The 24,507-nt window shown below is 39.9% G+C and carries 27 protein-coding genes; 20 read left to right on the forward strand and 7 right to left on the reverse strand.

Annotated features, from left to right (window positions below; all coding sequences use genetic code 11):
• Nucleotides 1-1,149, reverse strand: coding sequence for an iron-containing alcohol dehydrogenase (locus MHB45_RS00100; RefSeq protein ID WP_048686208.1), 1,149 nt, complete (start codon nucleotides 1,147-1,149; stop codon nucleotides 1-3).
• Nucleotides 1,150-1,420: 271 nt separating this feature from the next.
• Between MHB45_RS00100 and MHB45_RS00105 the strand changes: the two genes are divergently transcribed.
• From MHB45_RS00105 to MHB45_RS00155, 11 genes are all read left to right on the forward strand, one after another.
• Complete coding sequence (locus MHB45_RS00105) at nucleotides 1,421-2,824, forward strand: M28 family peptidase (protein WP_072272333.1); 1,404 nt, start codon at nucleotides 1,421-1,423, stop codon at nucleotides 2,822-2,824.
• Nucleotides 2,825-3,061: 237 nt separating this feature from the next.
• Entirely contained in the window at nucleotides 3,062-3,487 is a 426-nt protein-coding gene (locus tag MHB45_RS00110; RefSeq protein ID WP_048686212.1) for a YwqH-like family protein, read from the forward strand.
• The gene (locus MHB45_RS00115) at nucleotides 3,487-3,774 is read left to right on the forward strand and encodes a YwqI/YxiC family protein (RefSeq protein WP_034306007.1); all 288 of its coding nucleotides are present in this window, start codon (nucleotides 3,487-3,489) and stop codon (nucleotides 3,772-3,774) included. Before MHB45_RS00110 ends, MHB45_RS00115 begins: the two co-directional genes overlap by 1 nt.
• On the forward strand, nucleotides 3,771-5,663 hold the full coding sequence (locus MHB45_RS00120) for a ribonuclease YeeF family protein (RefSeq protein WP_053111012.1): 1,893 nt from the start codon (nucleotides 3,771-3,773) through the stop codon (nucleotides 5,661-5,663). The genes MHB45_RS00115 and MHB45_RS00120 overlap by 4 nt, the downstream gene beginning before the upstream one ends.
• 12 nt (nucleotides 5,664-5,675) lie before the next feature.
• Complete coding sequence (locus tag MHB45_RS00125) at nucleotides 5,676-6,146, forward strand: hypothetical protein (protein ID WP_048678695.1); 471 nt, start codon at nucleotides 5,676-5,678, stop codon at nucleotides 6,144-6,146.
• Between the two features lie 258 nt (nucleotides 6,147-6,404).
• On the forward strand, nucleotides 6,405-6,680 hold the full coding sequence (locus MHB45_RS00130) for a deaminase domain-containing protein (protein WP_081088500.1): 276 nt from the start codon (nucleotides 6,405-6,407) through the stop codon (nucleotides 6,678-6,680).
• A gap of 27 nt (nucleotides 6,681-6,707) precedes the next feature.
• Nucleotides 6,708-6,821: an Imm3 family immunity protein gene (locus MHB45_RS00135; RefSeq protein ID WP_237766581.1), complete on the forward strand. Its 114-nt coding sequence runs from the start codon at nucleotides 6,708-6,710 to the stop codon at nucleotides 6,819-6,821.
• A 369-nt stretch (nucleotides 6,822-7,190) separates the two neighbouring features.
• Nucleotides 7,191-7,370: a hypothetical protein gene (locus MHB45_RS00140; RefSeq protein ID WP_072272335.1), complete on the forward strand. Its 180-nt coding sequence runs from the start codon at nucleotides 7,191-7,193 to the stop codon at nucleotides 7,368-7,370.
• Between the two features lie 73 nt (nucleotides 7,371-7,443).
• Nucleotides 7,444-7,833, forward strand: coding sequence for a hypothetical protein (locus MHB45_RS00145; RefSeq protein WP_072272336.1), 390 nt, complete (start codon nucleotides 7,444-7,446; stop codon nucleotides 7,831-7,833).
• Between the two features lie 107 nt (nucleotides 7,834-7,940).
• Nucleotides 7,941-8,216, forward strand: coding sequence for a hypothetical protein (locus MHB45_RS00150; RefSeq protein WP_072272337.1), 276 nt, complete (start codon nucleotides 7,941-7,943; stop codon nucleotides 8,214-8,216).
• A 27-nt stretch (nucleotides 8,217-8,243) separates the two neighbouring features.
• The gene (locus tag MHB45_RS00155; RefSeq protein ID WP_072272338.1) at nucleotides 8,244-8,624 is read left to right on the forward strand and encodes a hypothetical protein; all 381 of its coding nucleotides are present in this window, start codon (nucleotides 8,244-8,246) and stop codon (nucleotides 8,622-8,624) included.
• A 516-nt stretch (nucleotides 8,625-9,140) separates the two neighbouring features.
• Here the strand turns inward: MHB45_RS00155 and MHB45_RS00160 are convergent.
• The 3 genes from MHB45_RS00160 to MHB45_RS00170 all read right to left on the reverse strand — a co-directional run bounded on the left by MHB45_RS00160 (nucleotide 9,141) and on the right by MHB45_RS00170 (nucleotide 12,204).
• Nucleotides 9,141-10,397: a DUF445 domain-containing protein gene (locus MHB45_RS00160; protein ID WP_142953045.1), complete on the reverse strand. Its 1,257-nt coding sequence runs from the start codon at nucleotides 10,395-10,397 to the stop codon at nucleotides 9,141-9,143.
• Between the two features lie 352 nt (nucleotides 10,398-10,749).
• A complete protein-coding gene (locus MHB45_RS00165; protein WP_161922013.1) occupies nucleotides 10,750-10,890 on the reverse strand; it encodes a hypothetical protein in 141 nt (46 codons plus the stop codon).
• A 336-nt stretch (nucleotides 10,891-11,226) separates the two neighbouring features.
• A complete protein-coding gene (locus MHB45_RS00170; protein ID WP_053533624.1) occupies nucleotides 11,227-12,204 on the reverse strand; it encodes a bile acid:sodium symporter family protein in 978 nt (325 codons plus the stop codon).
• Between the two features lie 320 nt (nucleotides 12,205-12,524).
• On the opposite strand from MHB45_RS00170, the gene MHB45_RS00175 reads away from it, so the two are divergent.
• From MHB45_RS00175 to MHB45_RS00190, 4 genes are all read left to right on the forward strand, one after another.
• Nucleotides 12,525-13,202 (forward strand): response regulator transcription factor, encoded by a 678-nt coding sequence (locus MHB45_RS00175; protein WP_072272340.1) that lies wholly within the window; start codon nucleotides 12,525-12,527, stop codon nucleotides 13,200-13,202.
• Entirely contained in the window at nucleotides 13,199-14,578 is a 1,380-nt protein-coding gene (locus MHB45_RS00180) for a sensor histidine kinase (protein WP_072272341.1), read from the forward strand. Before MHB45_RS00175 ends, MHB45_RS00180 begins: the two co-directional genes overlap by 4 nt.
• Nucleotides 14,579-14,676: 98 nt before the next feature.
• Complete coding sequence (locus MHB45_RS00185; RefSeq protein WP_072272342.1) at nucleotides 14,677-15,783, forward strand: ABC transporter permease; 1,107 nt, start codon at nucleotides 14,677-14,679, stop codon at nucleotides 15,781-15,783.
• Nucleotides 15,780-16,457, forward strand: a complete 678-nt coding sequence (locus tag MHB45_RS00190; protein ID WP_072272343.1) for an ABC transporter ATP-binding protein — start codon at nucleotides 15,780-15,782, stop codon at nucleotides 16,455-16,457. The genes MHB45_RS00185 and MHB45_RS00190 overlap by 4 nt, the downstream gene beginning before the upstream one ends.
• A gap of 177 nt (nucleotides 16,458-16,634) precedes the next feature.
• Here MHB45_RS00190 and bioC read toward each other — a convergent pair whose 3' ends face one another.
• The 3 genes from bioC to bioF are packed head-to-tail and all read right to left on the reverse strand — an operon-like array spanning nucleotide 16,635 to nucleotide 19,391.
• The gene (gene bioC, locus MHB45_RS00195) at nucleotides 16,635-17,456 is read right to left on the reverse strand and encodes a malonyl-ACP O-methyltransferase BioC (protein ID WP_072272344.1); all 822 of its coding nucleotides are present in this window, start codon (nucleotides 17,454-17,456) and stop codon (nucleotides 16,635-16,637) included.
• The gene (locus MHB45_RS00200; protein WP_072272345.1) at nucleotides 17,446-18,195 is read right to left on the reverse strand and encodes an alpha/beta hydrolase; all 750 of its coding nucleotides are present in this window, start codon (nucleotides 18,193-18,195) and stop codon (nucleotides 17,446-17,448) included. The genes bioC and MHB45_RS00200 overlap by 11 nt, the downstream gene beginning before the upstream one ends.
• Nucleotides 18,192-19,391 carry an 8-amino-7-oxononanoate synthase gene (gene bioF / locus MHB45_RS00205; protein ID WP_053087430.1) on the reverse strand — a complete coding sequence of 400 codons (1,200 nt, stop codon included), beginning with the start codon at nucleotides 19,389-19,391 and terminating at the stop codon, nucleotides 18,192-18,194. The genes MHB45_RS00200 and bioF overlap by 4 nt, the downstream gene beginning before the upstream one ends.
• A 424-nt stretch (nucleotides 19,392-19,815) precedes the next feature.
• On the opposite strand from bioF, the gene MHB45_RS00210 reads away from it, so the two are divergent.
• From MHB45_RS00210 to MHB45_RS00230, 5 genes are all read left to right on the forward strand, one after another.
• Nucleotides 19,816-20,655: a YitT family protein gene (locus tag MHB45_RS00210; RefSeq protein ID WP_034305961.1), complete on the forward strand. Its 840-nt coding sequence runs from the start codon at nucleotides 19,816-19,818 to the stop codon at nucleotides 20,653-20,655.
• A 154-nt stretch (nucleotides 20,656-20,809) separates the two neighbouring features.
• Nucleotides 20,810-20,995, forward strand: a complete 186-nt coding sequence (locus MHB45_RS00215) for a hypothetical protein (protein WP_034305959.1) — start codon at nucleotides 20,810-20,812, stop codon at nucleotides 20,993-20,995.
• A gap of 359 nt (nucleotides 20,996-21,354) precedes the next feature.
• Nucleotides 21,355-22,644, forward strand: a complete 1,290-nt coding sequence (locus MHB45_RS00220; protein ID WP_048686702.1) for an ABC transporter substrate-binding protein — start codon at nucleotides 21,355-21,357, stop codon at nucleotides 22,642-22,644.
• A gap of 148 nt (nucleotides 22,645-22,792) precedes the next feature.
• On the forward strand, nucleotides 22,793-23,653 hold the full coding sequence (locus MHB45_RS00225) for a carbohydrate ABC transporter permease (protein WP_034305954.1): 861 nt from the start codon (nucleotides 22,793-22,795) through the stop codon (nucleotides 23,651-23,653).
• Entirely contained in the window at nucleotides 23,653-24,471 is an 819-nt protein-coding gene (locus MHB45_RS00230; protein WP_034305951.1) for a carbohydrate ABC transporter permease, read from the forward strand. The genes MHB45_RS00225 and MHB45_RS00230 overlap by 1 nt, the downstream gene beginning before the upstream one ends.
• Nucleotides 24,472-24,507 lie beyond the last annotated feature (36 nt).

A 24,507-nucleotide genomic window follows, 5' to 3' on the forward strand; every position in this document is an offset into this window, starting at 1 on the left:
TTATAGGGCTGTAAGAAGCAGCTGATTAATCTGTTCTAATGACATATCACGGGGGTTTGTGATCATGCAGGCATCCTCTAGAGCCGTCATCCCTATCGGATCTATCATTTCTTTCGTAATGCCGACATCACTTAAACTCTTGGGAGCCCCTATATCCCGGGATAATTCCCTTACGAAGTGAATGGCAGCCATCCCTGCTTGCTGCTCCGACAATGCCCGTGTATCGATGCCCATGATGTCTGCAATCTCGCTGAATCGCCTTGGTGAGGCAATTCGATTGAAATCCATGACATGGGGGAGGAGTATCGCATTAATTTCCCCATGCGGAAGGAGGTACTTGCCGCCTATGGCATGTGAAATGGCATGGGCAGCTCCCAAAATGGCATTGGAAAAAGCCAGTCCAGCCTGCAGGCTCGCCATCGCCATCGCCTTTTTTGCTTCCTCATTATGCCTGGATGCAACAGAGGGGCGTAAGTGGCGGGAAACGATGGAAAGCGCGTTTTTAGCTTGTACATCGGTCAAAGGTGTCGCAGCGATTGAAATATAGGATTCAATGGCGTGGGTTAAAACATCCATTCCGGTAGCTGCGGTCAAATCCGGTCCCAAGGTGGTTAAGGTGGCAGGATCGACTATTGCAATATCGGGGACGAGTGATTTTGAAATGATCGTCATTTTTTTCTCGCGGAATGAATCGACGATCACCGAAAACTGGGATACTTCCGAACCCGATCCTGCAGTGGTCATGATCATCACCATGGGCGGGAGGGGAGAGTGGACTTTATCAACACCTTCATAATCACTGATGATGCCGCCATTCGTTACTAAAAGGGCTACCCCTTTGGCAACATCCAAAGCACTGCCTCCGCCCAAACCGATGATGGCATCACATTCTTGTTCTTTAAATGTCAAACAGCCAGCTTCGATCTCCCTGTCCTTCGGATTGGTCGTCATTTCAATGAAGGTAGCAAAAGCAAGGCCTGCATCTTGGCAGGATTCAATGACTTTATCCAACCAGCCAGCATTGGCCACCCCGGAGTCGCTTACGATCAGCGCCTTTTTGGCACCCAGCCGCAAGCAGGCCTCGCCAGCTTGTTCAATCGAACCTTTACCGAAAATCACTTCCGGCATCACGAATTTAGTTATCGACATCTTTGCGCCTTCTCCCTGTGAAAATTCAATATCTTCTGTATTATTTTCCCGAAAAAGTGCGAAAATCCTGTTTGGATTACAGGTATTTTTATATATTATGACAAAGTATCGAATGGATAAAGACTTTTGGTACAGGTCAAATCACCTGATAATTTCTTGTATTTGTAAAATCGGTACTTTAGACATGCTTGAATAGGGATAAACCTACCTAGTTAGTATTTTCTATATATTGTAAAATAATGGTAGAAACTATTAAACTGGGAGGCAATCTATGAAAAAACAATTTCTGTCGTTAACATTAATTACAGCATTGACACTCGGGACAGCGGGGACAACCACCGCTTTAGCAGCACCGCATTCATCGCCGGTGATATCTAAGCCATCCACGGACAAGCAAGTCATTAAAAGAATCGATGCCGATAATATCTACAAGAATATTGAATACCTCTCACAAACACCTCGGGTGGCCGGTACGGATTCTGAGTATAAAGCCGTCCAATTCATCAAAAAGCAATTCCAATCTTATGGCTATAAAGCCGATATCGAAGAGTTCAGTTTTTTATCTTATACAGACCCAAATCTGGTCGAGCTATCCGTTGCCGGATTTGATGGGGAAATCCAAGCAAACCATTTAACCTATTCAGTTAATGGGGACCTATCCGGTGACGTTGTATATGCCGGTTTAGGAACAAAAGAAGAGCTTGAGGAAACCGATGTTGCAGGGAAGATTGCCCTTATACAAAGAGGGAACCTCACTTTTGCAGAGAAAGTATTGAATGCAGCGGAAAAAGGGGCAGCGGGAGTCATCCTATTCAATAATGCAGATGGGGAATTAAACGGGACACTCGGAGAGGATAATGACAGGTTTATTCCATCCGTCACGATCACCAAAAAGGATGGAGAAGCCCTTTTGGAAAAATTGAATGATGGAGTCAAATTGACAGCATCATTAAAAATTGAAGGAGCCCATTCAGGAGAAAAAACCTCTTATAATGTAGTGGCAACGAAAAAAGCAACAAAGAACAATAAAGCAAAAAAGAGCGATCTCATTTATATCACCGGACATCATGATTCCGTCGCGGGGGCACCCGGAGCGAATGATGATGCATCTGGAACATCCGTCACCCTTGAACTTGCCCGTGTTCTGAAGAATCTTCCTACAGATACGGAAATTCGCTTCGTCACCTTTGGGGCAGAGGAAAATGGATTGTTGGGTTCGCAGCATTATGTGGACAATCTTCCTGATGATGATATCAAGCGGACCATTGCCAATTTCAATCTGGATATGGTAGGAAGCAGGGATGCCGGAGATTTGGTCATTTTGACTAATGATGGAGAAATGAACCTTGTAACCGAGCTGGCCCAGGCATCAAGTACAAGACTGAATGGTGAGCCGACTCCATATGGACAAGGCTGCAGAAGTGACCATGTGTCATTTGCTGAGGCTGGAATACCCGCTGCTTTATTCATCCACAGTCCATCAGAACCTTGGTATCATACTCCTGATGATACCATTGATAAAATCTCAAAAGAAAAACTTCAAGATGTTGCTGAAATTGTCGGCACAGCTGTTTATGACCAAGCAAAAATCGAAGCTAAAAAACCTGATTTCAATCATAAAAAAGGGAAAAAGGTGAAAGTTCCGCATTTATTTGGCGAAAAGGAATTCAAATAATGCAGTAAATATTCAGAGGGTGCAGCCTGCACCCTTTCTTTATGTTTAAAAATGGAAATGTAGGGGTAAAAAGTCTAATCAGGAATTGGAGCGCGCGGGCTGAATTCCCTAATTCTTTAGCATAAATAGCTTATTTATCCCTATTTAACTCTAAGACTATAATCCTTATAATAAAAAAATAATGAAAAATATGACAGTCTACATAATGAGAATAGTATGTTTGAGGTGATTTTTTAGGTGTATGCAAATTCATTGAGTGAAATTCACTCTGCCCTCTCTAGTAAAACTTCCGATGTGAATGAAAAAATCAATCGTTTGGAGCAGGCAAAAAGACAAATCAAAGAAGAACAGAATGTTTGTCTTGGGGAAATAGCTAAAATTAAAAATCCGGACTTGGCAAAAAGCTGGACGGGAAACCGTGCAGAAGACTTTCAAGATGCCCGCAGTGATGCATACAAGGCAATGTCAACGATCATTCATGATGATTATGATGACTATCAAGAGAAAATCGACGGTAAAATCATGATGCTTAATATAGAGAAAAAGGCTCTGAGTGCAGCAGGTACGATAGCACATGAGGCGGATGTTCTTTTAGGCAAAGGAGAAGCCGTCATAGATCAATTGGAAAGCAAAATATCATATTTAAAAGGGTGGTTGTTTTAATGACGACAATCAAACTGAATCATCCTGCCGTAACGAAGCAAGTCGATCAAGTGAAGACGGCACTTGGTACAGTCACGCTTGGAAATTTGCCGGCAGGCGAGCTTGGCAACAATAAATTGGAATTCACATCGAAATGGATCGATCGCGAAACGAACCTGGAGAAGGTCTTTGAGCAATATATCAAAATCGTCCAGAAAAATGTGGAAGATACCCGTGCCAACATTGACTTATTAAAAGAACAGGATGAAGCCATCGCCCATACGTCTTCACATGGGTATCAGCGATGAAGATATATGAAGCCGAGACATTGACGGCCGCAACCAAGTCGCGCGCCAAGCAATATGAAGAACTAAAGAAGGAAGTCACAGCCCTGAAAAAGGAATTTCAGGGCATCGTCGGCCTGGATGACGAGTTCCAGGGAGCCGGTGCTACCGCCATCAAAAGCTTCTATGAAGCACAAATCGAGGTGGCGGACGCCTGGATGGAACTATTCACGACCCAGATCAGTTTTTTGGAAGGCATACCGGCCAGTCTGGAAGAAGCGGACCTCTCCGGAAATACGGTGGTCGAGGTCCCCTTTTTAGATGGCGAAGTCTCAAACGGCATCAACCAAGCGAAGTCGCTTGTCGATGAACAAGCGAACGACCTTCAAAGGATCCTGAATAGCATTGACGATATCCTGCCCCTTGATATGTTCGACCAAAAGGACTTTAATGAAAAAATCACGCTGGCCGGGCACAGGCTGGATGACACCGTGACAAAGGTCGAGAATGTCGACCGGCAATTGGTCGAGGAATATGATGTGTCCATCGGGCAGGAAAACGTGGCCGTTGGCCTCTTCCGTGCCTTGCTTGATGCCACCAAACAGGACGGCAACATATCGCCGATGACATTCAACCAATCGGCATTCAAGAGCAGTGACGTCTATCAAGTAAAGGATGAAGTCGCCGGTCAGATGAAAGACTATCAGACCTTCAAAAAGGAACAAGCAGAAGCCCGGAAAATCGAACAGGAAATGGAAGAGCTCGAAAACCGTCCATGGTACGAAAAGGCCTGGGATACGACAAAAACCTTTACAGGGGAATTCACGGGTTATTATGATTCAATCAGGGCCTCGACCGGAGTCGATCCAGTAACGGGCCGCAAGCTGTCCGATGCCGAACGAATCGCCGCCGGCGCCATGGCCGCCGCTGGATTCATCCCCGTCGTCGGCTGGGCCGGCCGGGCCATCAAAGGCGGCAGCGCCATCTACAAAACGGCGAAAGGGCTCAACGCAGCAGACCACGCGCTCGATGCCTATAAAACGACAAAAGGCTTTAGCCTCCTCCAGAAAACCGAATACGGAATATACGGACTCCTCGCAGCCAACGGCCTTGGTGAAGCGGCCACAGGCAAAGACATGTTCGGCAACCAGCTAACCGAGGAACAGCGCCAGAACGGGCTTTTGATGGCACTTGGCATCGGCGGTGTGGCAGGTGCGGCGAAGTATGTGGATCATAAGTTTAAATTGAAGAATAGCTTATCTACCACAAAAGTAATTTCAAAAACAAGTGATGGTATAAAAAAGGTAGTAAATGAAAATGGTTATGAAGTCGATGATTTTATAAAGTTATTACATCCCGATAGAGTATTAAATTTAACAGAAAAAGATATTGTGGCTTCAATTAGGAATCAAATAGGCATTCCATCTATAGGGACAATAATGGCTAAAACTATTCCACAAAGGGATATTTATAAATACTTATATGATCCTGATTATAATGGTGTTAGAGGCTTTACTGCAGTTAAAGATGATTCTATAAAATTAAAGACTTTACATGATCATTATGAAGGAGCAAGATTGGATTATAACAATACGGCCTATAAAGTTACAAATGGTGTAGATGGAATTTCACAATCTATTGGAGGACCCGATAGATTTTATGGTGTGTTTGAATATCGGTTAAATGACCCAAGTAAAGTTTCAATCCCGAATTGGGATCCAACTCCTGAATCTTATCCATATACAGGTAGAGGGTTTACTGGCAGCAAAGAAGTTGTATTACCAGAATATTATCATACACCTAGACAATTTGAAGATGGTGACATACTTGATATTAAGGATGCAACTACTGGTGAAAAACAAATGAGTTTTATATTTGATGGAGATATTATGGAATGGATACCTAGAAAATGAGGTGAATAAAATTTGAAATATGCAACATATAATCAAAAGGATTATCACTTGAATATTCGAAATGACATGTTAAGGCTGAGAAGTAATACACCAGATCCAGGATTTCAAGAACTTATTGATTTAGGGGGGAATAAACATCCTAATCTATATATCAAGGTGGTAGCTATAGAAGAAGTGAATTTTGCTTATGAGCTAGATTTTTTAGTGACTTATAAGGGGAAAGAGTTTAGTCCTTATTCATTGGGCGGGCATATCTTGGATGAAAATGAGATTTCATTATTTAGTATGGATAGTAATGATGTAGCCTGCTATGGATTCGAAAAGCAAGAGCAATTTGTTTTTAAAAAGGACGTGCCTCTTGACGACATAGAGTCGATTATTGAGGTGAAAAAACCAATATTAATATTTGAAGATTTACCTGAAAGAAGGAATATTATTCCAAGGGTAGAAGTTAGAGACTATATAATGAAGTTGGATAATTAATTATGCCTTTGGGGCTGGAAATTATTTATTCATTGTAATAAACGAATATAAAGACTGAGCTACTTAAGAAGACCTTAACAAATTTTTGTTAAGGTCTTTAATATTATAGGGGAATGGTATAGCTGATAATCTCAATTTGGAAAAGGCGGTTCTGTCGATGCAGGACTCATTCAAAAGATCGCTTTTATAAATAGTGATTATTACTGGGTTATAAGACAGATACATATCATCTTAAAATAAGACGGTTTCGTTCCTGATATTTCTTTACACCCTGATACGCCTATTTTTAAGGCATCTGAAGCTGCTGGTCAAGATGGTAAGGCTTATATGAGAGATTCTGATACAGAATATAAAACTCTAAATGATATTTCTTTTAGATTAGGTGATAATACTCAGGTTTCTGGGGATATAAAATTATTTACTGAATTAGATACTAGTGCAAGTTGCAATAGAATTATTGCGGAATTTTCAGCTAAATACCCTAATATAAGTTTAGAAGTTATACACAACAATGGGGAAAGAATTAAACCATAAAAATCAATTTTTATAGGAGGGATTTCAGTGGAAGATTGGGAGTACAATGAAATATTCGAGGTAATTAATGAGGACTATAATGACTTTTTATCCCTAAATAGAGGACATGAATATGCAATTGCAAGGACGAAAAAAAGCTGAACATAGTAAAACGATAGGAAATGCTTATAAGTGGAATGAATGGCAGGCAGAAGAATGGTAGACAGATGGGAAGACGATAACAAGAATTTTATGAGTTTAGCTATAAAGAAATGAGTATTACCAAGTCTGTATGGCGGTAATATTGGCGACATACTTGGTGTCCAAGTTCCCGAAAATAGGAAACTGCGGAAAGTTTTGGATCAACAGGAGGTAGAATAAAATAAGAACTTCCGTACTTTTTTCTACTTAGGAGGATAGTATGAATATAGTAGTATGAATATAGATGATGCTAAGAAAATAATTCAAAATGAAGAATTAGAAAATTATCGTTTTTTTGTAAGAAGAATTCCAATGAAGGTGAAGTAGTTCTTGAAAAAGATGGTCATGAGTGGAGGGTATACGCAAACGACGAGAGCAACAAAAACAGGGGAGAAAATATACAGAGAAGAAAGTGAAGCCTTACAGGATTTTATCGAGAGGATAAGAGGAGACAAAGCAATGAGAATGTACAGTAAAACCCGTCATATAAGAATAAGAAACGCCCTATAAAAGTCCTTTATGTTAAACGGGAAGCGAAGCAGTTTATTATTGGTGATGGAAAATTAAATAATGGAGTGGGAAAATGATAAGAAAAGGTGAGTATACAATCTATAATGGGAGAGAGTATAGATTCATAGAATCTGATACAGTGGAAGCTATTGAATTAATTAGCAATGATAAAAAAGTTATGGAGAATGGCTTTACTTATTATAAAAAAAATATTTACACGAAAATAGTAGGTGTAAATGAAGTTAAAGAATTATATTCTATTAATCCCTATGCTGTATATAAGGAAGAGGTGTTTCCAGCATCACAAGAAAGAAAAACCGGAAAAGTATTGTTGGCTACAACAAACACTGAACTTGCTAAAAGGATGGGGTTTGAACGGACAGATAAATATATGTACTCCAAATCTGTGGAATGGGATGAAGTCGAGATAATCGAGGAGAGGAAACCTTATTCATTAGATTAATTTCTTCATTTCAAACGCGATTATATTTATTGTACTATCCCCTCTAATGAGCTTTGGAACTGTTTTGTTAAGGGTCTCCTTTATAGGCGAGTAGATAGGAAGATGAAATGGATAAGAAAAAGCAGTTAATCGATCAATTAAAAGTTGTGATAAATAATCTTGAAAAAGATTATAGTAATGAAATTACTAGCGGCGTTTTTCAACTTATATATATTAGATATAAGAATGCATTGGATGTAATGGAGAATAATGAAGATATAAGAGAAGTGAATATTATTGGCGGCGTAAGGGCTTATATGGATAGTTATAATGACTATCTAAATCCGTTATTAGGAGAATTACATAAAGCTGAAAAATTAAATAGAGAATTATTCCATGCTTGATAAAGTTTGAAAATGGAGGAACCTATGATGAGAAAAGGAAAGTATGCAATACATAATGGTAGCGAGTATAGTTTTAGTCTACTGGAAGATAAGTCTATAAGGTTAATAAGTAATAAATATGCTGATCTAACTCAAGGTTTCAAACATTTAGATGAAAATATCTATATAAAAAATGTTTCTGTAGAAGAGGTAGATTTATTTAAGATAAATTCAAAGGCAATATATAAGGGAGAGGTGTTTCCAGCATCTGAAGAAAGAAGAACTGGAAAAGTATTGTTGGCTACAACAAACACTGAACTTGCTAAAAAGATGGGGTTTGAACGAACAGATAAATATATGTACTCCAAATCTGTGGAATGGGATGAAGTTGAGATAATCGATGAGAGGAAACCTTATTCATTAGATTAATTTCCTGATTTAAAGCCCTACATAAAGTAAAAGCGATTATTTCTTCAAAAAGTGGGTATTAAGAATTAAGCGGTCTTTCATTTAATATCTAGCACTAAGTTTTCTTTATGTTGAATAAGAAGAATTTGGTGGGAGGTGATTATATGAGGAAGGCCTATAGTATAAAAAGTTTGATGATTTACCTTGAGTCGGTAAATTATCCAATTACCGAAGGAAATCAATGATCTAATATTGAATAAAAAGATCCCCCATCTCAGACCCATGAATAATTTGCTGATTTTTAATTTGGATCATATTGATTGCTGGCTTAGTGATCAGCAATCCAATCCTTAGTTAATTGAAGCCCTGCTTTAAGTGGAACTTTGATTTATATGTGTACCTGTAATCTAAGTCTATTGATGCAAACATGTTAATATGAAAAAGGAAAAGCTAGCCGAGGTGTTTCATGAAAACCTTGGCTGGCTTTTTGTTTATCTCTTCATTTTCAGAAAAACGAATCAACCGAAGGTGCCTGGATTATAATAGCCTAATCAAAGCCTGTGCACCTGTTAGGATAAGCCCTATGATAAAACCGCAGACCGCCCCATTCACGCGAATCCATTGTAAGTCTTTTCCTACACCGTTTTCCATCATATCAATCAGCGTTTCGTTGTCTAGCTTATCTAAATTTTCTTGTACAAGATTGCCGATCTGAGTATGATTATTTTCAATGAGAACAGTAATTTGTTTCTGTATCCATTGATCGATGCGGGTGCTATTTTCCTTAATATTGTCCAGTATATGATGAATCATTGGAGTCAGGTAAGTATCCATGAAATGTTCTTCTTCGACGAAATCCAATGCTTCTTGTTGAATTTGTTTTAGGCTTCCCTCTATTGTCGCCTCAGGCTCCCATTTTGTCAGAAGTTGTTTTTTCCATTTTTCAACTCCTTCCAACAGTTCCCGGTTATGGTTAATGCCTTGTATCTCTTTCCTGATATATAAGATTAAAGCCTCTCTATTTGGTTCTTTCTCGTTTTGTAAATTATTTACGACACTTAATAAAAGGTTTTGGATGATATTCCCAAGTTTCTCTTCGTTAAGTAGACTTTGAATGGATTTAACGGCGAACTGAAGCATACCTTCCAGTTCAATCTTGCTGAGTACATCCATGGAAACAGTGCCAAGTCGGTGACTGGTTTCTTTTTTTCCTAACCAATCTTCAGCTTTTTTCAAAACATGATCCAAAGCCTTCTTATCAAACTCTTCGTTAAGTAACTCTGAACTTACTAAATGTAGAATCTTGCTCATGTCTATGCTGGAAAGTGATGCTTTAATTTTTTTTGCAACGAAAGGTGTAATCTTTTCTATATCTATATGACCAATCATTTGCTTGATCAGTTTAATCAGGACTTTTCTAAAAGTATCACTTTGAATCTCTTTTCCTAAAATAGGGAGCAATTTTTCAGTAAAAGGAATATGTTTTACTTTGTCCTGAATACTTTCCTTAGAAAGCCAGTCGTTTTTTAGCATCGAAACAAGTGCATTTGTCATTCTTTTACGATTGTTGGGCAAAAGCGCTGTATGGGGGATTGGCAATCCAAGCGGATGGCGGAATAATGCAGTGACTGCAAACCAATCTGCCAATCCGCCGACTAAACCAGCCTCAAACCCTCCATGTAATAAATCTAAAGGCAATGTACCTTGAAATGGAGTGGTTGCAATATAACCCGCCCCCATGATAATTAGTGAATATCTAGCTATTTTTCTTGAAGATTTTATTTTTGGTGACATTATATTCCCTCATCCTTAAAATGATAGTCAATTACTATAATCCGAATCATTAGCAAATTTTATAACTTACTTTCATCTAGTAGTATAGCAGGTAGTACAAAAAAATAACCACAACAAGGCAGTAAGTTCATTATTTTTGGGCATTGAATATTGTCATTTTCCCTTTAATGTTCAATATTCTGATGATAAATGCACAAAAAAAGCCGATTCACTCAATCGGCTCAGTTTGTAGACAAAAGGGGTTCGGAATTAAAAAATTCTGAACCCCTTTTGAAATTCCCTTTGAATTTTCTCCTAAGGTTAAGAGATTGCGGCTCTACGAGCCCACATGTTAGGCCATTTTTGGACCTCGTCATGCCCAATTGGCCATCTTCTTTAAATTAATGGCAGCCTCCATTTTACGAACCAAATGGTTCGGTGGCACCAGTTGATCTAAAGTAATCATTTCAAGTTGATCTCGCTGAATAGAATCATGTTTAGAAAGCCTCCTCATCACCTCAAGTTTTAATACTGCTACTTTAAAACAAAAATGACTCCAGGCAAAAGTGTTCTATCTAAAAGGTAAGACAAAGTTGATTGGAACGAAAGGTACGAGACTCCTGCGGGAAAAGCGCGTCTAGGGGAGACCCCGCAGGCGATAGCCGAGGAGGCTCCCCGACCGCCCGCGGAAAGCGAGTGCCCTACGTTCCAATCAACGTCCAAATTGTACAAGCCATAAAAATAGACAAACTCGATTTTCATCGAGCTTGTCTACAGTCTGAGCCGATTCACTCAATCGGCTTTTTTTATTCATTTACTGAAAAGCATTTTTTTGTTCATCTCCAACATATTATGATGCGTCTGTTTTTATCGAATTATTTTTATCGGTGCCTACATTTTTTTTATCTTTCATGAGACTGAAGATATAGGCCAGAACGGAACCTGATATGTTATGCCAAACACTGAAAATGGCACTTGGAACAGCGGCCAAAGGCGAGAAGTGGGCTGTTGCTATGGCTACACCTAAACCAGAGTTCTGCATACCGACCTCCATTGCAACAGCTTTCTGTTTAGCTAAATCCATCCCGCATAAACGAGCAAAGAAGAAGCCGAGTAAAAAACCAAGAACATTATGAAGAACGACTACTGCAAAAATCAGCAAACCTGTTTTAGCCAGCTGATCTTGGCTGCCAGCTACTACGGCAGATACGATCAGAACGATGGAAATGACAGATACTAGAGGTAAAGCCTTTGCACCGGCCTCTGCCTGTTTGCCGAAAAACTTTTTAACAAGAAATCCTAGTATCAGTGGGATAATCACCACTTGAATGATCGAAAAGAATAATGACCCAATACTGATGTTGACCCATTTACTTGCCAAGAGCAGAATAAGCAGGGGCGTTACGATAGGCGCTAGAATAGTGGAAACAGAAGCAATGGCAACTGCAAGCGCAACATTTCCTCTCGCAAGAAACACCATGACATTTGAAGCCGTTCCACTAGGGCAACATCCTACCAAAATAACACCAACAGCGACTTCTTTGGGCAAATCGAACCCTATTGCTAATCCGAATGCCAATAAGGGCATAATGATAAAATGACCTGCTACCCCTAGTGCGACCTCTTTTGGCCGTCGGAATACTTCTTTAAAATCCGCTGCTGATAATGTAAGTCCCATGCCAAACATGACAATTCCTAGTAATGGAACAATATAGTCTCCAATCCATATAAACTGATTAGGTAAGATATACGCAATAACTGCAAATAAAATGACCCATAAGGTAAACGTTTTACCAGCAAATCCGCTGATTTTCTCTACTACTCCCATAGTGACCTCCTAGATGTTTTAAAATAAAACAATTATAATTTATATTCAGAATATTTAAAACCATTTTGGGCAATAAAAATATCAATAGGGCTGAACTAGTGTGAATATGACGATTCACTATAGGAAAAAAGCGGACAGGGTTTTTAGATTCTGTCCGCTTTTGACTTTATTTTTTTAAAAAAATAAGAGGGTGCTGTATATTAGTGGCAAACTAGTTTATAAGGAACTGGAAATTGAATTAGTATTTGTTGTTTTACAGGTTTAATTATTGCTATTGTATGTTTAGCCAGGGCTATAAAAGAAGTGGAGATGTGGTTTCTTTGATACATATATTAATTGCGGATGATGATCGGCATATTCGGGAGTTGCTTAAATTTCACTTGGAAAAGGAAGGGTACACGGTATCGGAAGCGAAGGACGGTAATGAAGCTTCCTTGTTACTGGAGAAGGAACGGATCCATCTGGCTGTTGTCGATATAATGATGCCGTATAAAAACGGACTGGATCTTTGTAAGGAAATCCGGGATCAATATGATCTGCCCGTCATTTTATTGACAGCTAAAGATCAACTTATCGATAAGGAAAAGGGGTACTTTGCGGGTACGGATGATTACCTCGTGAAGCCGTTTGAGCCAAGGGAGCTTCTATTTCGGATAAAAGCGCTATTGCGAAGATACCGTATGGTGAATTCTGAATCCATCTCATTGAATCAAACGGTGATTGACCGTAAAAGTTACGAAGTGCGAATAAAGGGGAATACGCTGCTCCTGCCCCTTAAGGAATTTGAGCTGCTGGCCCAGCTGGGGAGTTTTCCTGATCAGGTCTTTACGCGTGAGCAGCTTATTGAACTGGTTTGGGGTGCTGATTTTGCAGGGGATGATCGAACGGTTGATGTCCATATTAAACGGTTGAGGGAACGTTTTGCCGGCCGGACAGATGACTTTGTCATAACGACTGTCCGTGGCTTAGGTTATAAACTGGAGGTCAACAAGAAGTGAAAACACTTTATTTCAGGATAGTTATTCAAACCATTTTGATCATGGTGCTTGCCAGTGTCATCGCTTTTTTAATTTCCAATGTCTATTATCATAAGGTTCAAAAACACAACAATGGTGAGAAGATAAGCAAAGTCGCAAATGAGATCGTCTCTTTATATGAGGAGAATCCTGATCAGGATATTGATGCGTATTTAAATCATATTGCAGGATTGCACTATCAAATGTATCTATTTAATGAGCAGGGTAAAGGAACTTTATATGGTGAGCCGTTTCGGGAAACGAATTTGGACCGCGACACGATTTCCGGAGTTTTGAATGGGAATACCTATCAAGGTATCGCCAATTATAATAATGGGTTATTTATTACGGGTTTTTTTGAAGATGTATTAATTAATAGCATTGGGATCCCGATGACCGTGAATGGCGAAAAGCATGCATTGTTTGTAAGACCCAATATAGAGCTGCAGTTTGGCGAATTTCGCTTTTTCCTTGCAGTTTTGCTCGTACTGACGCTCCTTCTCAGTTTTTTATTTGTGATCATTAATACGCGTTTCATCGTTAAGCCGATTACGAAATTAACGGAGGCTACAAAAAGAATCGCAGATGGGGATTATAGTAGTGAATTGAATGTCTCCCGAAGCGATGAAATAGGGGACTTGGCACAGCACTTCTCGAAAATGACTCATAGCATACAGCGGTTGGATGATATGAGGCAGGAGTTCGTATCGAATGTATCTCATGAAATTCAATCTCCGCTTGCATCCATCCAAGGTTTTTCCCAAACCCTTCAATCGGAGGAATTAACAAAAGAACAAAGAAATCAGTACTTGTCCATCATTGAAAAAGAAAGCAGGCGCATGTCGTCGTTAAGCAAACAGCTGCTCATGCTTGCTTCGTTGGATAAAGTAGATGATCCGCTGCAGCGGTCAAATTTCGATTTAGCGCAGCAAATCCGGCAGGTGTTGTTCATGCTGGAATGGAATTGGCGGGAAAAGGATATGGTGATCGAAATGGATTTGCCGTCAACCGTCATTTCTGCAGATGAAAAGCTTTTAAACCAAGTTTGGACGAATTTGATAACCAATAGCATTAAATACTCGGAAAGCGGCAGTTCGATCGATATTCGGATTAAAAGAATAGACAGTACTGTTGAAGTGATGATCGCGGATACGGGCATCGGAATTCCAGAAGAAGACCTTCCTTATATACTTGATCGCTTTTATAAAGTCGACAAAGTGAGGAACCGGAGTGAAACAGGCAGCGGATTAGGCCTTTCGATTACGAAGAAGACGGTTGAACTTCATGGGGGAACGATCGAAGTTCAAAGCGAACTTGGTAAAGGGACCACCTTTTATATACGGCTGCCCCTTATGTAATCAGTTGTTCATCTTCCATTCATATTGATTGTTTACAATCGGGTTATACCGATCAAACAGGACTTGATCGGTAAACAAAAGTAATGGGAGATGAAATGATGTTTTTGGCAATACGTGAACTAAAGCATTCCAAATTACGTTATCTGCTGATTGGACTGATCATGATATTGGTCGCTTTGCTTGTCTTTATCATTTCAGGATTAGCTAATGGACTTTCTTCAGATAATGCCTCATCCATACAAAACATGAAGGCTGACTATTTCGTTATGGAGCATGACTCTAAAAATAAATTGAATCGATCGATCATATCGATGGAAAAGCTGGATGAAATCCGGGCTATATCGGATGTTAAAGCAGCCGAAGGACTTGGGCAAATGATGATCACATTGAATAAAGTCAGCTCTTCGGAGAAAACGGATGTCACGATTTTTGCGACCGATGCGAGTGGGATACTAGCACCGAAGGTCATAGAAGGAAAGAGCTATGAAAATAAGAAACAAGGTGAAGTCGTTGCAGATCGTTCTTTAAAAGAAGTGGGTTATAAATTGGGTGATTCACTTAAAGATGACCTATCAGGTAAGGTTTTCACCATTGTTGGTTTTACTGAAAAGCAGTCATACAGCCATACACCGGCAGTTTACATGAATGTTAAGGGGTGGCAGGAGATTAATCCTGGATTGAAAAATCAAGGTAAAGACTCAATCAGCACAATAGCCGTGCAAATGGATTCGAAGTCAGAAGAGAATGTACGTGAATCATTGCCTGAAGGCGTAACGCTCATTTCGAAAGAAGAATCACTTCAGAGTATACCAGGGTTCAAAGAGGAACAGGGTACATTGACGATGATGATTGCCTTTTTGTTTGTCATTGCAGCTTTCGTTTTGGCCGTATTCTTTTATGTGATTACTTTGCAGAAGACGAATCAATTTGGAGTCCTTAAAGCACTCGGGGCCAATACGGGCTACCTGGCAAAGAGCATCGTTGGTCAAGTAATGCTGCTTGCCGTGACATGCATAGCCATCAGTGTTGCCCTGACATACGGCGTCACTTTAATCATGCCAGAAGGAATGCCCTTTGAATTGAGTGCCGATTTGGTCATTAAATATTCCGTGTTACTTTTGGCTGTATCCGTATTGGGTTCGCTGCTATCACTATACCGAGTAGCGAAGATAGATGCGATCGAAGCAATAGGGAGGGTTTCATGATGGGGGATAAACTATTATTTGAAAACGTCAGTAAGGTTTATGGGGAAGGCGATAATAAGGTAATAGCCCTTGATGATATTTCCCTGAATGTGAGAGCGGGGGAATTCGTCGCGATTGTGGGTCCTTCGGGCTCTGGAAAAAGTACTTTCCTTTCAATAGCAGGTGCGTTACTATCCCCGAGCAAAGGCCGCTTACTGCTGAATGGTGAGGATATAACAACACTCTCCCCAAAAGAATTGACTCGGGTGCGCCTTGAAAAGATCGGGTTTGTATTCCAATCGTCGAATCTTGTGCCATATCTCTCCGTACGAGATCAGCTTCTGCTGCTTTCTGAATTGATCGGCAAGCGAGATAAAACAACTGTGAAAAAAGCGGACGAATTGCTTAGCCACCTTGGACTTGGCCATCGGGCAGGTCACCTGCCAGAAGCACTGTCGGGCGGTGAACGGCAGCGTGTAGCCATCGCCCGTTCGCTGATGAATGATCCAGAAATCATTTTAGCGGATGAACCGACCGCAAGTCTTGATTCCAAAAGAGGCAGGGATGTTGTTGAAATGCTTGCACATGAGGTGAAATCAAGAAATAAAGCGGCCATCATGGTAACGCATGATGAAAGAATGTTGGATTTATGTGATCGAGTGGTCAATATTACGGATGGCAAGGTATTGGGATGAAGTTATACGTAAAAAGTCCGCCGCCTCTCCAAAGGAATTAGGAGTGGCGGCGGACTGAATTGCTTGAAGGGGATAGTTAACCGACAGTAAGCGGATGGAATACTAGTCGTTACTTTATATAAACGATTTGCGATTATGTATAATATTTTGCTTGTATCCCAGATGGTTATCTTCGGATTAATCATGTTTTATTATTTTAAAGAACAAGCAGTGATAGGTTGCTTTCACACCTGAATCATTTCGGTATTCTGTGTCGTATATGTTGATTAACTCTCGAAAAAAGGAAGGGCGCTGGCAGTAGTTTTCTTTGTTGCTGTTAGCAGCGCCAATCTTTTTGATTGAAGTGAAAAATTCACGTACTGTCTGAAAGTACTCCAGTTCAAGCTGTTCTATTTTTGTAATCTCGATTGGAGCTGCTGCTGAATAGGGGATTGCTGCTTCGCAAACTTGGGATAATTCTTCCAGAGTGTAAAACGTTTGGCCTGGTGAACTATCCATGGAAAGTTGAAGCTTTTCTTTCGCTTGTTCATATGATCTATGAAGCTCTTGAAAGGTATCTATTCCGAACGTTGAAAATATCAGGCTTCCTTCCGCCGTTAATCGTGTAAAAAGTTTTTCAAGGGTTGCAGGAATATCATTCAGCCATTGAAACGTTGCATTGGAAATAATCAAGTCGTAATTTTCATTTAGCGCCATTTCTTCGATGTCCGTACATAAAAATGTAACACGGTCTTCCTTTGTCAATCCTTTTGCCACTTCAACCATACCGGGTGCCAAATCAACAGCCGTAATGGCGGCATTAGGAAATGTTTTGACGAGTAACCTGGTTAAGTAACCGGTGCCGCAGCCGATTTCAAGAATATTGATTTTATGATTGGTGTTTTTTTGAGGAAGCAAATCCACTAATTGCTTTGCCATGTTTTTTTGAACATTGGCATACGCATCATATGTTTGCGCGTGTTCACTGAATCGCTTGCTTAACAATCGTTTATCTATCATGAACGTACTCCTTTTGAATAAATGTTTTTATATGCTCCATACATTCCTCTGGTTTTGTGAAAAATGGAATATGACCAGCACCTTCGATAATACGAACCTCGGCTTTCCCACCCAAATTCTCTTTAATGAAAGATGAAGCTTCAATTGGACAAATTTTGTCTTCCCTCCCATGAAGCATTAAAAAGGGGGCTTCAATCCGGTCGAGTCTTGCTCGAGCATCTTTCTGAAGTAAATAATCCAAACCAATCAGAAGCGAAAACACATCATCTCCATGAAACTCGCTTTGAATGGTCTTGGTGAATTGATGATAAAAACCTGCTTCTTTTTCAGCATCGGAAAACATCGCTTCATAGAAGGAAGTCAAAGTCTTCTCTTTATTGCGCGACAGTTGTTTCTTCATGCGCTCGACCATTCGCGGATCCCAGCCAAATGAATAATTTTCTCCTGTAGTGAACCGACTTGTTGCGCCAAAAAGGATAAAACCTTTTATTCTTTCTCGAAAAGAACTTGAAAGTTCAAGTGATACTAGTGATCCTAATGACCAGCCCAATAAATAAACAGGACCATTGATGGAAGCGATTGTGTTTATGACCCGTTCTTCAAAGTCATTTAGTGCCTTCATATCTCTCCAATCTATAAATGAAAGGTGAAATAGTTCTGACAGCGGTTTGATTAACGGTTGAAACGCCTCTTTTTCCATTCCCCAGCCAGGAAGCACGACTAAATTAGTCTGCTTCATTCAACAACACCCATTTCTTTTCCAATGATCGAAACTTTTTGAACTGCCCAATCAAGATCTTTTTTATCGTGGAGAGCCGTTACGGTAAACCGGATTCTCGCTTCATTTTCAGGAACGGTCGGCGGCCTGACAGCAATAGCGGCAATTCCTTCTTTTTGCAAACGTGCAGCAAATTCCATCGCTTTTTCGTTTTCCCCGATGACGATAGGAACAATTTGTGATCGGCTTCCGCAAATGTTAAACCCGTAATTTGTGAGTTCTTCTCTAAAGTATTCTGAATGTGTTTGGAGCAGTGAGCGGCGTTCCGGTTCTTGCTGTACAAGTTCAATCGCTGTTTTAATAGCACCGAGTATGGCAGGGGGAAGTGCAGTTGAATAGATGAATCCGCGCATGCGATTTTTTAAATAGTCGATGAGCCATTCTTTCCCGACAACATATGCCCCGAATGAACCAAGCGCTTTACTGAATGTTCCCATTTGGATATCTATTTTATTTTGAAGATGGAGATGACCGGCATAGCCTTCACCGTTTTTACCGTAAATGCCGCTTCCATGTGCTTCATCTGTCATTAACATTGCGTTATAACGTTCCTTTAACCGAACTAGGTCTTCAAGATAAGCGAAGTCACCATCCATGCTGAAGACCGTATCCGTCACGATTAATTTACGTGCTTCAATCGGTGATTTTTTCAAAAATGCTTCTAAATGATCTAAATCATTATGACGATAGCGTATATGCTTTGCTCTGCTTAAAAGAGCTCCATCGACAATGCTTGCATGATTCAATTTATCGCTATAAATAATATCGTTACGGGACAGCAGGGTGGAGATTATTCCAAGGTTCGCGTTATATCCACTGTTGATGATGAGTCCTGCTTCGGCCTTCTTCCAATTGATAAGAGCTTGTTCCGCCTGCTCGTAAAGAGGATGATTGCCAACAATTAAACGTGAAGCCGTTGCTCCTGCACCATATGTATGTACGGCATCAACCATAGCCTTTTTCAGCCGCTCATCTCCTGCATATCCTAAATAGTTATTAGAAGCTAGATTAAGCATCCTGCACCCGTTGATCGTAAGCCAAGGCTGCTCGGCACATTCGGTTGATACGAGTTCACGCTTTTGCGAAATCTCTTCTAAATGAGCCAGTTCTTTTTTTATTTTTTCTTCCCAACAAGGTAAACGTTTTTCACTGTGCATGGACATTCTCCTTTTTTATATGTTAACTAAAATTAATATAGGTTAACATATAAAATATTCTAATCATGACTCAATGAAACTGTCAAGCTTTGAAAAGGAGCATGAGAATAAAGTAATGATCCATTAATCTGGGAGAATTCAAGGGTCGGAAAAGGCTGGTTGATTATTTAGATATGAATCTAACCATAAAAAATAAGTTTAAGGGGAATCGGGAGGCGGTTTTGTTAAGCTAATGTATAAAAGAACTTAATGAAATTGGTGCCTTTATGTATTAAGCTCGTTCATTGAAGATAATCTAACTTTCAAGGTAGTCTTTTTGTTAAACCTTGAAATCTTTGAAGGATTAAATGAAATTCCATGTTACTATAGAGCAGTGAAATTTAACAGAATTCACATTAACCATTACATAAAGGAAGGTATAAATATGAAAAAGATTTCTTTGGATGTTTTCTTTATATTAATAGGAGCTTTTATTTTCGCTTTGGCAATAAATCTTTTCGTCATTCCCAATGAGCTTGGTGAGGGAGGAGTCACGGGGATAACCATCATTCTGTTTTATCTTTTTGAATGGTCACCAGGGCTGTTAAGTTTGATCATTAACGCTGTCCTGCTCATTGTCGGTTATAAATTTTTGTCGAAAATGACAACGGTATATACAATCGTAGCCGTTGCATTTAATTCACTTTTCCTTCATTTAACGGAAAGCTGGACGATATCTTCAGATGAATTGGTCATCAATGCGATATTTGGCGGGGTTTTTGCCGGTGCAGGTATTGGCATGATCATTCGTGTTGGAGGAACTACTGCCGGTACGACGATCCTTGCCCGAATTACGAATAAGTATTTGGGATGGAGCTTAAGCTACGGACTTCTGTTTTTCGATTTAATCGTTGCGTTCTCATCTTATTTCATCATTGGCGCAGAAGGTCTGATGCTCACTATACTAATGCTTTATATTGGAACAAAAACGATGGAATTCATCATTGAGGGATTGAATCCGAAAAAAGCGATCACCATCATTTCAAAAGAAGCGGACCAGATTGCAAAACAAGTAACCGAATTGATGGACCGGGGGGTCACTGTTTTTAGTGGTCATGGATACTATACAAAAGAATCCAAGGATATTTTATATATCGTTATAAGTAAGCAAGAGGTACTAAAGTTAAAGAGAATAGTGCAGTCAACGGATAGCAATGCTTTTATAGCCATACATGATGTTCGGGACGTATTCGGTGAAGGTTTCCTGGATATCTCGAAGTCCTGATGGTAATAATGTATAAGCGAAATGAAAAGGCCTAATTAGGCTTTTTTATTTTGCATGGCGAAAAATCTATAAATTCTGAATAATTTGTTATATTATGTAAGTAAGAAACCACACACCCTGAGGAGTGCAGCCATTAAATGTGGAGGTGTCCAAGATGATCCTTTTAAAAGTGGATGACAGAAAGTTTGGGAAAAGCAATATCAAGTATAGTGTCGTTGATAAGGAAACGAATGAATTGATCATTAGCGGTGTGTTTAAGGAATTTGGACAAGCAAGCGATAAATATTATGAATTGAAGGATGAATACGGTCCTTCCAATGTGAAGATGATATTGAAGTGAAAAGAGGGGGACCGACGGGTTTCCCTTTTTTCGTATAATGCCGGGAATGAAAATGCCCGTACAATAAATAATCGGATAAAGGAATAATCAAAGGTTTCTGAATCATATAATTAGATTAAGAGAGTTCTTAACATCCTTTTTTTACAATATACTACAATTTTATTGTAAAGTATGGAATTTGGTGGTAATATAAAGCGCATAAATGTAAACGTTTGCAATGTTTTTGTGAGGAGGTGATGTAAAAGAAGTACGATAGACTATGAATTTTATAGAATGAATGGCTTTTATTTTACTAATTTTATGCAAACGTTTTCTTAAAATTGCATGAATATTATGAGAAAAAGGGAGAGTGGGTAGGCATGAAGCGTAAAAAATGGTACGGGGGAATTCTTACTGTTTTATTGATTTTTAGTGTGATTTTGGCTGGATGCTCTTCTTCAACTGGCGGAAACAGCGACTCAAAGGATGTCGTGACGCTGGATATATTTCAATTCAAGGTAGAATTCAAGTCGCAATTCGAGACATTGGCAAAACAATATGAAAAAGAAAATCCAAATGTGAAGATCAAGGTATCGACAGTCGGCGGCGGAAATGATTATAAATCAGCCATTACGGCAAAGTTCGCTTCAGGTGAGGAGCCAGCGGTGTTTAACATTGGCGGACCGGTAGATGTCGCACAATATAAAGATAGATTAACAGATTTAAAGGACACGAAGGCTGCTGCTGCAGCACTTGACGGTACTTTGGATGGCGTGGAAGAGGACGGGCAAGTCCTTGGACTTCCATTTAACCAGGAAGGATACGGCTTGATTTATAACAAACGGATATTTAAAGAAGCCGGAATCAATCCTGATGAAATTACAAGTTATGAAGCCTTAGAGGCGGCAGTTAAGAAAATCGATTCACAAAAAGACAAATTGAAAATCGATGCAGTTTTCGCTTATCCGGTCAAAGAGAAGTGGGTGACAGGAAACCATTTATCCAATGTATTCTTATCTCCGGAGTTTGATGGGAATGTGTTGGAAGCAAGTAAGGCACCAACGGTTAAATTCACGGATGGTGACAAGTTTAAACAATTGGTCGATATCCAAAATGAGTATTCCGTCCAGCCGACAGCAAGTCTTGATTACTCCCAACAAGTGGAGGAGCTGTTCTCGCTTGAAAAGGTTGCGATCATTCAGCAAGGTAACTGGGTGTATAACACAGTCTATGATATGGATCCTGAGTTAGCTGAAAAGGGAATTGGCATCATCCCGATTCCAAATGGAGACAATGCAGGAATGCCGGTCGGTGTACCGAACTATTGGGCAGTGAACAAGAAATCGGATGAAAAGGTACAGGAAGCAGCGAAGAAGTTCCTCGACTGGATGTATACATCCGAAGCAGGGAAAAAAGCCGTTTTGGAAGATTTTAAATTCATCCCTGCTTATGAAGGATATGATGTAGAAAAAATTGCCGATCCAATTTCAAAAGAAATTTATAAATACTCCCAAGAAGGAAATACGATTGGGTGGGTGTTTAATGGATATCCGGTCGGTTGGAATGATGATCTTGGTGCAAGTGTCCAAAAATACGTAACTGGTAAATTGACTTGGGAGGAACTTGTCCAACAGAACATTGAAAATTGGGAGAAGATTCATAGCAAATAAGAGTTGGGAAATGCAAGTGACCAATCGGCAAGAAAAACGTGTCGATTGGTTGTTCCTTATTATAGAAAAGCCGCTAAGGGATTCATCAAATAACCCAGTCATGATCTAACCCATTAACTATTAAATCATTTCAAGGAGGTCGGTTTCGTTGAGAAATCGGGATGCCGCATATTGGCTGTTTTTGACACCTGTTCTTGCTGCACTCATTTTGGTTGTGATCGTGCCACTCATCTACGGATTTTATTATTCCTTTACGAATTGGAACGGTTTAGGGACACCGGATTTCATCGGTTTTAAAAATTATATAGACTTGTTTACGGATAAAGGGTTCCTTGATACATTTTGGTTCACGATTAAATTTTCCGTAGCGGCAATTGTGGTAATCAATATCATCGGATTAAGTTTGGCCCTCATCGTGACTTCGAAAATTAAATCAAGCAACATATTGCGGACAGTTTTCTTTATGCCCAATTTAATTGGCGGCTTGATACTCGGCTTTATTTGGCAGTTCATTTTTATTAAGGTCTTTGGTGCGATTGGTGATTTAACGGGGATCGAAGCATTTAATGGGTGGTTATCAACGACTGATACAGGATTTTGGGGATTGATCATTTTAACGTCTTGGCAGATGGCCGGATATATCATGATCATTTATATTGCCTATCTGCAGGCTGTTCCTGAAGACTTGATCGAAGCGGCAAAAATTGACGGAGCGAACAGCTTCCAGCGTTTTCGACATATAACTTTTCCGCTAGTGGCACCTGCTTTTACCGTCAGTTTGTTTTTGACGCTTTCCCACTCGTTCAAGATCTATGATCAAAACCTTTCTTTGACGAATGGAGCTCCCTATAATTCAACTGAAATGGTTGCGATGAACATTGTAAAATCCGCCTTCACCGAAAACGATATGGCATATGCACAGGCAAAAGCCGTTATCTTTTTCGTAATCGTGGCGGTCGTTTCGCTGACACAAGTCTATTTCAATAAAAAACGGGAGGTTGAGCTGTAATGAAGGGAAAATGGAAATTGTGGCTGATTGGATTCATCGGATTCATTTTGGCCATATTATGGCTCACTCCGTTTTATTTAATGCTTGTCAATGCTTTTAAAATGAAACGGGATATATTTGCCGATACATTGGGACTGCCTGAAACCTGGACATTGGAAAACTTCACTCAAGCTTTCGAGCAATTGGATTTCCTCCGGACTTTATTCAATTCTTTATTGATATCGGGCGTCAGTGTAGTCATCATCATCATCTTTTCTGCGATGGCAGCATACGCTCTTTCCCGAAACAAAAGTAAAATAAGTTCCCTGCTTTTCTTTGTGTTTGTAGCAGCCATGCTGATCCCGTTTCAGTCTGTGATGATACCGCTCGTTGCCCAATTCGGACAGCTTGGGATGCTGAACAAGGCTGGACTGATTTTCATGTATTTAGGTTTTGGCTGCAGTCTATCCATATTCCTATATCATGGTACCTTAAAAGGGATTCCCCTCTCACTTGATGAGGCAGCAAAGATTGATGGTGCAAACCGATTTCAAGTATTTTGGTATATCATATTTCCACTATTAAAGCCGATGTCCATTACAGTTGGGATCTTGAATGTCATTTGGATATGGAACGACTATTTGCTGCCATCCCTTGTTATTGGCGGCGCGGGATCGGAGACCATTCCACTTAAATTATTCTTCTTCTTCGGACAATATACGAAGCAATGGCATCTCGCCTTGGCTGGACTTACTTTATCCATCATTCCAGTCATCATTGCGTACTTTTTTGCTCAGAGGCAAATTATTAAAGGAATTGCAGATGGAGCCGTTAAATAACTATTTAAATATAGGGAATATTAAACCATGTGCGGT

It is taken from the genome of Peribacillus sp. FSL K6-5616, assembly GCF_038008245.1.
Classification (GTDB): domain Bacteria; phylum Bacillota; class Bacilli; order Bacillales; family DSM-1321; genus Peribacillus; species Peribacillus frigoritolerans.

Bases quoted from the DNA above. Each gene is read 5' to 3' on its own strand.
- MHB45_RS00100 (WP_048686208.1), bottom strand. From the start codon at position 1,149: ATGTCGATAACTAAATTCGTGATGCCGGAAGTGATTTTCGGTAAAGGT.
- MHB45_RS00105 (WP_072272333.1), top strand. From the start codon at position 1,421: ATGAAAAAACAATTTCTGTCGTTAACATTAATTACAGCATTGACACTC.
- MHB45_RS00115 (WP_034306007.1), top strand. From the start codon at position 3,487: ATGACGACAATCAAACTGAATCATCCTGCCGTAACGAAGCAAGTCGAT.
- MHB45_RS00120 (WP_053111012.1), top strand. From the start codon at position 3,771: ATGAAGATATATGAAGCCGAGACATTGACGGCCGCAACCAAGTCGCGC.
- MHB45_RS00145 (WP_072272336.1), top strand. From the start codon at position 7,444: ATGATAAGAAAAGGTGAGTATACAATCTATAATGGGAGAGAGTATAGA.
- MHB45_RS00150 (WP_072272337.1), top strand. From the start codon at position 7,941: ATGGATAAGAAAAAGCAGTTAATCGATCAATTAAAAGTTGTGATAAAT.
- MHB45_RS00155 (WP_072272338.1), top strand. From the start codon at position 8,244: ATGAGAAAAGGAAAGTATGCAATACATAATGGTAGCGAGTATAGTTTT.
- MHB45_RS00160 (WP_142953045.1), bottom strand. From the start codon at position 10,397: ATGTCACCAAAAATAAAATCTTCAAGAAAAATAGCTAGATATTCACTA.
- MHB45_RS00165 (WP_161922013.1), bottom strand. From the start codon at position 10,890: ATGAGGAGGCTTTCTAAACATGATTCTATTCAGCGAGATCAACTTGAA.
- MHB45_RS00170 (WP_053533624.1), bottom strand. From the start codon at position 12,204: ATGGGAGTAGTAGAGAAAATCAGCGGATTTGCTGGTAAAACGTTTACC.
- MHB45_RS00185 (WP_072272342.1), top strand. From the start codon at position 14,677: ATGTTTTTGGCAATACGTGAACTAAAGCATTCCAAATTACGTTATCTG.
- MHB45_RS00190 (WP_072272343.1), top strand. From the start codon at position 15,780: ATGATGGGGGATAAACTATTATTTGAAAACGTCAGTAAGGTTTATGGG.
- bioC (WP_072272344.1), bottom strand. From the start codon at position 17,456: ATGATAGATAAACGATTGTTAAGCAAGCGATTCAGTGAACACGCGCAA.
- MHB45_RS00200 (WP_072272345.1), bottom strand. From the start codon at position 18,195: ATGAAGCAGACTAATTTAGTCGTGCTTCCTGGCTGGGGAATGGAAAAA.
- bioF (WP_053087430.1), bottom strand. From the start codon at position 19,391: ATGCACAGTGAAAAACGTTTACCTTGTTGGGAAGAAAAAATAAAAAAA.
- MHB45_RS00210 (WP_034305961.1), top strand. From the start codon at position 19,816: ATGAAAAAGATTTCTTTGGATGTTTTCTTTATATTAATAGGAGCTTTT.
- MHB45_RS00215 (WP_034305959.1), top strand. From the start codon at position 20,810: ATGATCCTTTTAAAAGTGGATGACAGAAAGTTTGGGAAAAGCAATATC.
- MHB45_RS00220 (WP_048686702.1), top strand. From the start codon at position 21,355: ATGAAGCGTAAAAAATGGTACGGGGGAATTCTTACTGTTTTATTGATT.
- MHB45_RS00230 (WP_034305951.1), top strand. From the start codon at position 23,653: ATGAAGGGAAAATGGAAATTGTGGCTGATTGGATTCATCGGATTCATT.